This window comes from Oceanobacillus luteolus, assembly GCF_042678205.1.
In the GTDB taxonomy this organism is placed as follows: Bacteria; Bacillota; Bacilli; order Bacillales; family Amphibacillaceae; genus Oceanobacillus; species Oceanobacillus luteolus.
Map to the genome: position 1 here is coordinate 1 of NZ_JBHUDE010000118.1, position 9,415 is coordinate 9,415.

10 protein-coding genes, 1 pseudogene and 1 riboswitch are annotated in these 9,415 nt (G+C 37.1%); of the genes and pseudogenes, 2 read left to right on the forward strand and 9 right to left on the reverse strand.

All coding sequences use genetic code 11. From position 1 onward, the window contains the following. The first annotated feature begins 444 nt into the window (after nucleotides 1-444). Entirely contained in the window at nucleotides 445-1,410 is a 966-nt protein-coding gene (locus ACFSBH_RS13235) for a quinone oxidoreductase family protein (protein WP_379597950.1), read from the forward strand. A gap of 87 nt (nucleotides 1,411-1,497) precedes the next feature. After that, nucleotides 1,498-2,490: a S66 family peptidase gene (locus ACFSBH_RS13240; protein ID WP_379597952.1), complete on the forward strand. Its 993-nt coding sequence runs from the start codon at nucleotides 1,498-1,500 to the stop codon at nucleotides 2,488-2,490. Between the two features lie 206 nt (nucleotides 2,491-2,696). On the opposite strand, the gene ACFSBH_RS13245 is transcribed toward ACFSBH_RS13240, so the two are convergent. The 9 genes and pseudogenes from ACFSBH_RS13245 to ACFSBH_RS13300 form a co-directional block, all read right to left on the reverse strand. After that, nucleotides 2,697-3,005, reverse strand: a complete 309-nt coding sequence (locus tag ACFSBH_RS13245) for a hypothetical protein (protein ID WP_379597954.1) — start codon at nucleotides 3,003-3,005, stop codon at nucleotides 2,697-2,699. 125 nt (nucleotides 3,006-3,130) lie between these two features. After that, entirely contained in the window at nucleotides 3,131-3,604 is a 474-nt protein-coding gene (locus tag ACFSBH_RS13250) for a hypothetical protein (protein ID WP_379597956.1), read from the reverse strand. Between the two features lie 247 nt (nucleotides 3,605-3,851). Continuing rightward, nucleotides 3,852-5,359: pseudogene (gene tnpC / locus ACFSBH_RS21405) on the reverse strand (IS66 family transposase). Next, nucleotides 5,356-5,475 (reverse strand): IS66 family insertion sequence element accessory protein TnpB, encoded by a 120-nt coding sequence (gene tnpB, locus ACFSBH_RS13275; protein WP_379597962.1) that lies wholly within the window; start codon nucleotides 5,473-5,475, stop codon nucleotides 5,356-5,358. Before tnpB ends, tnpC begins: the two are co-directional and overlap by 4 nt. Continuing rightward, nucleotides 5,472-5,672 (reverse strand): hypothetical protein, encoded by a 201-nt coding sequence (locus tag ACFSBH_RS13280; protein ID WP_379597964.1) that lies wholly within the window; start codon nucleotides 5,670-5,672, stop codon nucleotides 5,472-5,474. Before ACFSBH_RS13280 ends, tnpB begins: the two co-directional genes overlap by 4 nt. Nucleotides 5,673-6,514: 842 nt before the next feature. Then, nucleotides 6,515-7,549, reverse strand: a complete 1,035-nt coding sequence (locus tag ACFSBH_RS13285; protein WP_379597966.1) for a serine hydrolase domain-containing protein — start codon at nucleotides 7,547-7,549, stop codon at nucleotides 6,515-6,517. Nucleotides 7,550-7,892: 343 nt separating this feature from the next. Continuing rightward, nucleotides 7,893-8,621: a 7-carboxy-7-deazaguanine synthase QueE gene (gene queE, locus ACFSBH_RS13290; protein ID WP_379597974.1), complete on the reverse strand. Its 729-nt coding sequence runs from the start codon at nucleotides 8,619-8,621 to the stop codon at nucleotides 7,893-7,895. Next, on the reverse strand, nucleotides 8,615-9,049 hold the full coding sequence (gene queD / locus ACFSBH_RS13295; RefSeq protein ID WP_379597968.1) for a 6-carboxytetrahydropterin synthase QueD: 435 nt from the start codon (nucleotides 9,047-9,049) through the stop codon (nucleotides 8,615-8,617). The genes queE and queD overlap by 7 nt, the downstream gene beginning before the upstream one ends. Before the next feature lie 87 nt (nucleotides 9,050-9,136). Further along, nucleotides 9,137-9,183: riboswitch (PreQ1 riboswitch) on the reverse strand. 35 nt (nucleotides 9,184-9,218) lie between these two features. Beyond that, nucleotides 9,219-9,415 (reverse strand): hypothetical protein (locus ACFSBH_RS13300; RefSeq protein WP_379597970.1); only part of this gene is annotated, 197 nt, incomplete at its 5' end.

Genomic DNA, 9,415 nt, shown 5'->3' on the forward strand with positions numbered 1-9,415 from the left:
GATTAGTTCTTCATGTGGCATAGAAAAGCACCTCCTTCAATTGATATTTCTATCTTAGCAAGAGGTGCTTCATTTTTGTATGCGTTGTTTGATTACGGGTTTACGTTTGATCGTAAATATAGCGATATTTATAAAAGTATAAAAGAACTCGATTTAGTAATGAAACCAATTATTAAAGACGAACTTTTAAAAGAATTATATACTGCTCTTGAAAGTAGCTAAAATGGATTTGGTCTCTATTCTATTCTTTTTAAATACAGGAATTGTGATGTTGAAAAGGAGAAATGAACAAGCGTTGGGCTCATAATTCTTGGGTTTTTAATTAGAGTAATTGTAATTAGATATCTGGTGCTATTGTTAAACAATAGTAAACACCTCATGTTTTATGAGCAGTTTAGTTAAACAGGATCAATTTAGACACTTTTGTAGAAAGGAGAATTAAGTATGAAAGCTATTGTTCAAAATAAGTTTGACGATGCAAGTGTACTTTCCTATTCTGATGTTGAAATACCGAAAATAGGAGATAAAGAATGTTTAATAAAAGTAGCATATACGAGTGTGAATTATGCAGATATAAAAGCACGTAACGGAAATAAAGGAAAAGGAAATTTCCCACTAATATTGGGTTTGGACGCTGCAGGGACCATTGTAGAAGCTAATGCTAATTCGCCTTTTTCAATAGGAGATCGCGTAATCGCTTTTCCTAAAAATGGTTCCTATGCAGAATATGTGGTTGCAAATGAAAAATTGGTTTTTAAGATTCCAGACAGTCTATCATTTGAACAGGCAGCAGCAATGCCTACCGTATCTATTTTGTCGTATATTCTCTTACATGAAATTGGACAAATAAAAAATACAGACACCATTGTTATACATAGTGCTGCTGGCGGTGTTGGTTCGATGCTTGTACAATTAGCGAAGTTATCAGGAGTTCAAAAAATTATTGGAACTGTTGGCAATATCGAGAAAGAAAATTATGTAAAGAATTTAGGAGCTGACGTTGTCTGCACGTATGAAACTTTTGTTGAGGAAGTTTTAAAACAAACAAATAATCAAGGTGCAAATATTATCTTCGATTCAGTTGCTGGTGATGTTACAAGGATGAGTTTAGACTGCCTAGCATTCTATGGCACACTTGTACAATTTGGTAATAGTAGTGGTAGGGCTGGCACTTTTAAAACAAGTGATGTTCATAGTAGTTGTAGAAATATTAAAGGTTTTAGCTTAGGCACAACGAGAAAACATAATCCAGAACGATTAGCACCGGTTGCAAAAAGAGTTATTGAAATATTTGAGTCAAAACAAATTACCCTGCCGATAGCACAAATATTTAATTTAAGTGATGCCGCAAAAGCGCATGAATTAATTGAAAGCCGTAATTATGAAGGGAAAGTACTGCTTAAAGTCTAAGAGCAAGAACTTAATCACAAAGATTATTCTATCGCTATGGAGTGCGATCCTATCAGAAGGAAGAGATTAGAAAGAAGGTTAAATATCATGACTTTACGTTTAAAAATAGGAGATAAGATTGGGATATTCAGCCCCTCTACCCCTGGCACTGTTACAGCTAAACAGCGTTATCAGCGTGCCAAAGCTTTTATGGAAGAGAAAGGTTTTATTATTGTAGAAGGAGAATTGACAGGACAATCAGAAGTGTATCGTTCAGGCACACCTAAAGCACGTGCAGAGGAACTAAATAAATTATTACGCAACCCAGATATTAAAATGATTATGTCTACTATTGGCGGCACAAACTCAAATAGTTTATTGCCATATATTGATTATGAAGCATTTAAGAAAAACCCGAAGTTAGTTGTTGGATATTCTGATGCCACTGCTATCTTATTCGCACTTTATGCAAAAACAGGCATTACAACTTACTATGGTCCTGCTCTCATCCCCTCTTTTGGCGAATTTGAGCCCCTTGTAAATGATACATATCGCTATTTTAAGCAATATTTCATGGAGGAAACGAGGATTCCATACGAAGTACCGATGCCTCCCTTCTGGTCTGATGAGGCAGTAAATTGGCTTGAAAAAACAACGGAGAAACAACTTTATCGTAATGAGTGGGTAACTGGTCAAGGAGGAGTAGCCGAGGGTAGGTTAATCGGTGGCAATATAAATGCAATGTACGGATTTATTGGTTCGCCCTATTTTCCAGAGATCCATCATGGCGACATATTATTAATTGAAGATTGTACGAAAGATGCTTCCGTTGTAGAGAAAAACTTCGCTATGCTTAAAATGCATGGTGTTTTTGAAATAGTTGCTGGCATCATACTAGGCAAACATGAACGTTACGATGATTTAGGTACAGGGAAACACCCCTTGGATTTATTGATCGAACAGTTAGATGGAAAAAACATTCCAATATTGGCCGAATTTGATACATGTCACACCCATCCGATGCATCCATTAGCTATCGGCAAAATAGTCCATTTAGATGCAGATGCTAAAAAGGTAGTTTGTATGGAGGACTGGTTATAAGTTTTAATTATAAAAGAAATAGTGCTTCTTGAAGTAACTGGAATCGGCATATGGAGCTTGATTATTATGCAAGCTCCTTTATCTATGAAATTAGAATTATTGCAAGAAGTTAATTCTTAATCCAATTTCATCATTAATGGCTTGTTGATATACGATCCAAGCTCCTACTAAATCTTGGAATGGTAATCCAACCATGCCGAAAATCGTTATTTGAATCCCACTGGGATCAACAGCGTTGTTAGAAATAAACTATACACTATAAAAATTCCTGAAAGGAACAAACTGATAAATGCCCAATTTTTAGTCGGATGAATGGATGGTGCCTTATTTAAACTTATCCTAAGAAATTGCCATACGTAGGCAACATTCCAAAATACACTTAAAACAAAAGGAATAAATAAAGCAATTGAGTCAATTCCTCCACCAAGGCCTGCACCAAATACTGTAAAAAAAGATATGAAAGAAAGAATAATAAGGGCAAGGAAATACCCAATATAAATAAGTGCTACCTTCACAATAATCACCTACCTACTTAGACTTATAATATGCCAACAACAAAACTCGATTTCATAAAAAAGGCAGTCCTACTCGGATCATCTTATTAAATCATTGCAGCCGTTAGTTCAATAAGAATTTATAATCATGGAAGAATATCCGACAAATCGATAAATTCTAGTTCAGCTTCTGCTTCTGCTTTCGAACGATAAACGGTAATTTTCTCATAGAGTTTCATGTTGTCTTGCCATGTTCCTATATTACTCCGAAATTCTTCTACGTTTTTAGAAATTATAAAGCACTCTAAATCCCTATTGATATAACAAATCGGTGCCTCACTTTCCGAATCACACTGCTGATAAATAATTCCAATGAATCCACCTCTACTATCTTTTGCGATAATATCTACATGGGGAACCGTAAAAAACTCTAGATTGGGAATATCATCTTCAAAGATAAATTGAATATCATAATCGTTAGCGTATCTTTGATACTCCTCATTTCTATTATGAACACCCATTTGATTAATGGTTGTTCCTGCTGATATAACCTCAGTATCTTCTAAATTAATAAATACGGCTCCAGAGAATGCTGTTCTGTCCAGATAAATTTTTCGCATATAAACCCCCGTTAATCTTGTTTTAAAGTAATATGTTCATTACTTTTGTGATTTTCATTTAACTAAAATGGCCAGTCATTACTATAACTTCAACAGAAAAAGCGATAATCCTTCTTGAATTATCGCATCCGTTAGTTGAAGTGTAAGCCCGAACTAAGTAAATATTGTAGTAAAAGTAATGGTAATTAAAAACAGGAACGACAAATAACCGTGAATCTGTGATTTTTTAGACAGATTTACGGTTATTTTATATTTTTGCACATGTTGCTTGAATTTTTTTCGACCAAGGCATGTATTGATTCAATATTTCTGGTGTTCGATGGATATCCAGATTCGGTAGATCCGTTAGTAATCTCACCAAATATTGATAGAAATCTATACCGTTGGCTTTTGCTGTTTCTGCCATGCTCAAACAGATCGCATTGGCCTTGGCACCAGCTTCGCTGACGGAATGCATCCAATTTTTTCTACCAATCACACTAGGTCGTATCGCATTTTCGGCTGGATTATTATCCATTTCAAGGCGTCCGTCGTAGAGAAAGGCACGAAGGCCATCTTCTAGTTTTAGTGTGTATGTAGCTGCTTTACCTATCGCGTTATTTCCGAAAAAGGGAGACTCTTCAATCCATTGGAAGAATGCATCGACGATTGGCTTCGAATATTTCTGACGTCTTTTTCTTCGCCTGCTCGGGGATAAATGTTTAAATTCCCTTTCTAAGCGGTAAAGTTCAACGCAATAATTCACACCAATCCTGCCGTTTTTACTGTCCGCTTTCAGCCAATACCGCCGGACGTGTGCCCAACAGTTTGAGAAGGAAACATCCGGGATTTTGTCGTATGCCGAATAGCCGTCACAGATAATCGTTCCCTTAAAGTTGTTTAAAAACCCTTCTAAACTGAGCGCGCACGAGACAATGCACTTTGGAAAAGAACAATCACTGGTCCTTGACTAAGGACGCTCCGAAACCCCCAATTATAAGCATTGGTATTTCCCTGCTTCCCATCGGAACGATGAATGATTTTTGCGTATGTTTCATCCACATGAAGAATGGATTTATTCATCATCATATCCTTCATTCGCTCGTACACAGGAAGCAACCAATCCTGAGCGGTTCGAATCACCCAGTTCGATAAGTTTTTATCGTTCGTAAATAAACCACATCGCTCCCATTCTTTTACCTGGCGGTAAAGAGGAAGGTATTGGATAAATTTATCATAGATTACTTTTGCTAGAACACTAGGACTTGTCAGGCTACGCTGAATAGGCGCCAGTGGTGCTTGGCCTCTTTTAATCTGTGCACGTTGAGAGGTATCTCCTTTACAACTTTTACATTCATAAGCGTGCTCGACATGTTGGATTTTCTTCATCGTTGCCGGAATAAACACCGCTTCTTCTCGGACAACCGTGCTGCCCATTTCCGTCATGGCTTGCTGGCAACAATCGCACGTCGTATCTTCCGGGTGATGATGAATAACTTCTGCTTCAAGATCATCCGCCAGAAAATCATTGCGCTTTCTATTCTTTGCTTTACGTTCAACAGTGTATATGATCTTCTGTTGGCTTTGTTCTTCTGTGTGCTCAGAACAGTTAAAAGAATCGTCGTCATCTTCATCGAATAAAGACGTTTGCCCATCGGGCAAATTGTATTTTGATTGCTCCGTTTTTGAGCCACATAATAGCTTCGTTAAGTGGCGAACTTGCTCGGTAAATACTTCGACCTGTTTCGTTAATGCTTTATTCTGTGCATTGGTTATGGATCTAGCTCGAAATGATCTTGAACGAACGTAGCTAGTCCGTCAATTCCCTTTCTCATATCCGTTTTACCACAAACGATATAAATATTTTTGACGGCTGTGTAGTCTTGCCTCATCCATTTTTCAACTCCCTTATCACGGTTTGAATGATATGCTCGTCCACACCGTTAAAGAAGGAAAGTTCAAGGCTGCCTGATTTCACCGTACAAACAGGGGCTGGTGCTCCCGGAGATTCTAGCGGAATCGCTACCGGAAATTCTTTCTTTTCAGGATGGAGTGTTACGGGGACGATGATCAGTTCTTCATGTGGCATAGAAAAGCACCTCCTTCAATTGATATTTCTATCTTAGCAGGATGTGCTGGTTTCTTGTATGCGTTGTTTAATTACGGGCTTACGTTGAAGTTTATAACTAACTAGTTAACTCCCGAAACATCTTCTTTTTAGAATAAGTAAGAAATATAAAATGAATGAGGTAAAGGATTCTCCCAATAGTAAAACTACATAATGAGAATTGCGTAAATATGAAAAGGATTATTTTAAAACAAACTTTTTTTTACTCTATCTCCACTCGAGTTTTACTACTGCCAGCTGCGGCTTATTTAACCCTTGCACCCGTTTGTTAAATAAGCACTATATCAACAAAAGCATGCTAAAATTCCAAACAATTATTGTAAATGAAAGTGTTAACCAAAATGTATTTTTATAAGTATCCTCATTGTTTTTGATCTTCTTTAAAATAGATACAAGGTTGGCACAGAAAACAATACTTAAAATTGGTGATAAATAAAATCCAATTACTGATGCAATTCCTATCATAAAATCCCCCTAAAAAAATAAATTGGTCTCATTCCACAAACCTGCCCCTTTAGCTTAAAATCTGTCGCTTCAATATTAAAATCAAAAGTATGGGCAGAAAAAGACGATCAATTATGACCTCCTTGATTTACAATCGTACCCGTTTAGTGCAATAAAAGATAATTTTCTATTAGCTGTTTAGTTAAATTCTCCTCCTTGAGCTATTATTATTGTAAATTTAATCTCTACTATAGTTCTGCATTCTGATTAAAATGTTTCATCTTTAAACAACATTAAGTTCTTACACTAACCTACCCATTAACTCACCCATGAATCATCGATGTTATATACATATAAATCTATTTCCTCCCATTCTTCTTTGTGGAACATTCATATACAATATCTCCAAAAGCCCGAATGTTGGTGAGGTAATCGAATCCTTCTGATGAACCATAACGGTTGAACATTCTTACTGCTACTATGTTTTCTTCTGGAATGACAAGCAGAGCTACATTTGTGTAGCCGAGTAATTGGTAAGAACCTTTTGGAACCTTATTACCTATTTGGTTAAAGTTATGGTTAGAGTCCTTAACAAACCATAAAAAACCATTTGTTTGTATAGGAAGTCTCGGATTAGGAGTCTGAATGGATGATGCCATTTGAATGATTTCTTTAGGAACAAGCTGTCTTCCTTCCCATTTCCCCTCTTTTAAATGAAGGTATCCCCACAAGGCAAGTTCTTTGGCAGACACATACATGTTCATTCCAGAACCATCTACTACATCCGTCTCGGTCCAGAAGGGGTTATCTGCATCTCGGATAATGCCTGCGGTTTTTGAATGAGGCTGACTCATCTTAATCCATTCTGACGATTGAAATCCTAGTGGCTCAAAGACCTGCTCTTTTACAATTTCAGCAACGGACTGTCCCGTTGTTTTTTGGATAATTGTTGTCAACAAGTCAATACTAGGGCCTCTATATGCCCATGATTCACCGGGTTTATATTCACTTATTAATTTACCATCGACTATTCTAAGTCCATGTGTGTGAGTTAATAAGTGACGAATGGTCACACCTTCATATGAGGATAAATGAGAGTCTTTAACATACTGTCGAATCGGATCATCAATGGAAAAGTAGCCGTTATAAGCAGCATAAGCAGCAGCAAAACCAATATAAGCCTTTCTTACAGAGGCAATGTGGAATTGAGTATCTGCTTGAACATCTCGAGCGAGTTTAGAATGTGACTGTTTACCAAAATAAGACTCTGTTACGATTTTGTCATTATGGATAATAAATAGAGCACCGCCACTTGACCCTAACTCTTCAGCACTTTCTTTAACATGAGCATGTACATCTTCAAACAAGTTTGTTTCATCATTCTTTAATAGCAAATTTTCACTCTCCTTCGAAAAGTAAAAAATGCCCCCAATAAGATTGGAGGCACTGTGCAACATTACTGTTATTAACCATTATGGACACCAACATAAGTTATCTCACTCATGTCACCTGTTTAAGTATTCTGTTTATTATTACTGTAGCATACTCCTAATAGTTTTTGCAATACTCTGCAATATAAATTGAACATCATAGAAAGTCACCAATTTTTCTTACCTAATCTGCCCCGTTAGTACAACTATACGAAAGCGCGTTAATCCTTCCCGAATTGACGCACTCGCCTGTTGAAGATCAATAATACGTAGTCTGAATTACTAAATAAAAAGCTATAGTGTTATATCAAACCCCACGTTTATTCCCCCACAAATAAGTATGAAGCTGTGGCAACACCCGAACATCGTTTAATACTTCATGATCCATGACAAGATCGACCAATCGTTCATATTTTTCAAGCAGGTATGGGACCAATTTCTCCTGTTCTTCTGTTTCCAAATCATCATTCCCCACTTGCAGAAACAATGCTACATCTGTATACCTTTTATGGAGATTCACTGCATATTGTAAATCTTCTTTCCCAAAGATGACCACCTTTAGACTGAAGTCACCCTGTTGTTTTTCCTTTAAGGAACGGATGATAAAATCCAATGTTTCGAAGTTCGTAGTCATTCCTGAGCTTGGCGGCTTAGGTGAAATGGTTAAATCATCTATCTTTGCAAACCACTCTTGCCATCTGCTGCCTTGTGTTTCCAATGCAACCTTCACCTGATTTTCATGTAGTAAATCTACCAATCCATCCAATTGAGACAGTAATCCTGGGTTTCCCCCAGAGATGGTAACATGCTTAAATCGTCCACCTCCCATTTCCCATAACTTATCCACTATTTCTTGTGGTTCCATCATTTGAATCGATTCCTTTTCTGAACCGTCCCAGGTAAATTTCGAATCACACCACGAGCAGGAATAATCACAGCCAGCCGTTCTGACAAACATCGTTTTTTGGCCAATGACCATTCCTTCTCCTTGAATGGTTGGACCAAATATTTCAAGAACAGGTATTTTTCTCATGATTTATTCTCCTTTGGTCGGTAAATACAATAGCTCGTAGGCGTTTCCCTTAAATATACCTGAACACAAATCGGCTTATTCGGTAGGAGGTCCAGATGTGCCTGAATGATTTCATAAATCGTCCGAGCAACTACTTCTGTTGTAGGAAAATATTCAGCGTCTTGGTCAGAGAATATCGTATCTTCATTCATAATACGGTGATCAAAACGCTTATGGATTAAATCTTTAATATGTTTAAAATCAACCAAAAAACCTGTGTGATCCAGTTCGTCTCCAGCAATGGTGATATTTGTAAAATAGGTGTGCCCATGCATATTTTGACATTTACCAGCATCTCTGTGGGGTACATAATGAGCAGCAGCAAACTGAAAGTCCTTATTTAGTTCATATGCATAGGGATGTTCTGTAACGGGATAAATCTGTTGCATCACGAATCATCACTCCTTCTTTTATTTTGTATCTTTGGGAGCTTATATCCATCCAAATAAAAAAAGACAGCACTAAGTAGATGCTGTCCCAGCTCCTTAGTTTTTTATAGAGGGATGGAATTTCGAACCTCTCCTGCCAACGCAGATTCTATTATTCTCTTACCTTATTACTTTACCATACCTGTGTAGCAAATGAACAAATAACATTCAGGTTTCCAAAGGTAAATATGATAACCGATGGTTGTTTATTTTCTTCTTGCACCTGTTCGTAATATAAGGTTAGCCAGAAATTACTGGTTGACCTTTTTTTATAAGGTTTTATTATTACGGTAGTCGGGGTAGAACGTCGCACCCGTGGGACTAGATCCC

What these genes read in the sequence shown, in the direction of transcription:
- ACFSBH_RS13235 (WP_379597950.1), top strand. Translation starts at nt 445, where the DNA reads ATGAAAGCTATTGTTCAAAATAAGTTTGACGATGCAAGTGTACTTTCC.
- ACFSBH_RS13240 (WP_379597952.1), top strand. Translation starts at nt 1,498, where the DNA reads ATGACTTTACGTTTAAAAATAGGAGATAAGATTGGGATATTCAGCCCC.
- ACFSBH_RS13250 (WP_379597956.1), bottom strand. Translation starts at nt 3,604, where the DNA reads ATGCGAAAAATTTATCTGGACAGAACAGCATTCTCTGGAGCCGTATTT.
- tnpB (WP_379597962.1), bottom strand. Translation starts at nt 5,475, where the DNA reads ATGAGGCAAGACTACACAGCCGTCAAAAATATTTATATCGTTTGTGGT.
- ACFSBH_RS13280 (WP_379597964.1), bottom strand. Translation starts at nt 5,672, where the DNA reads ATGCCACATGAAGAACTGATCATCGTCCCCGTAACACTCCATCCTGAA.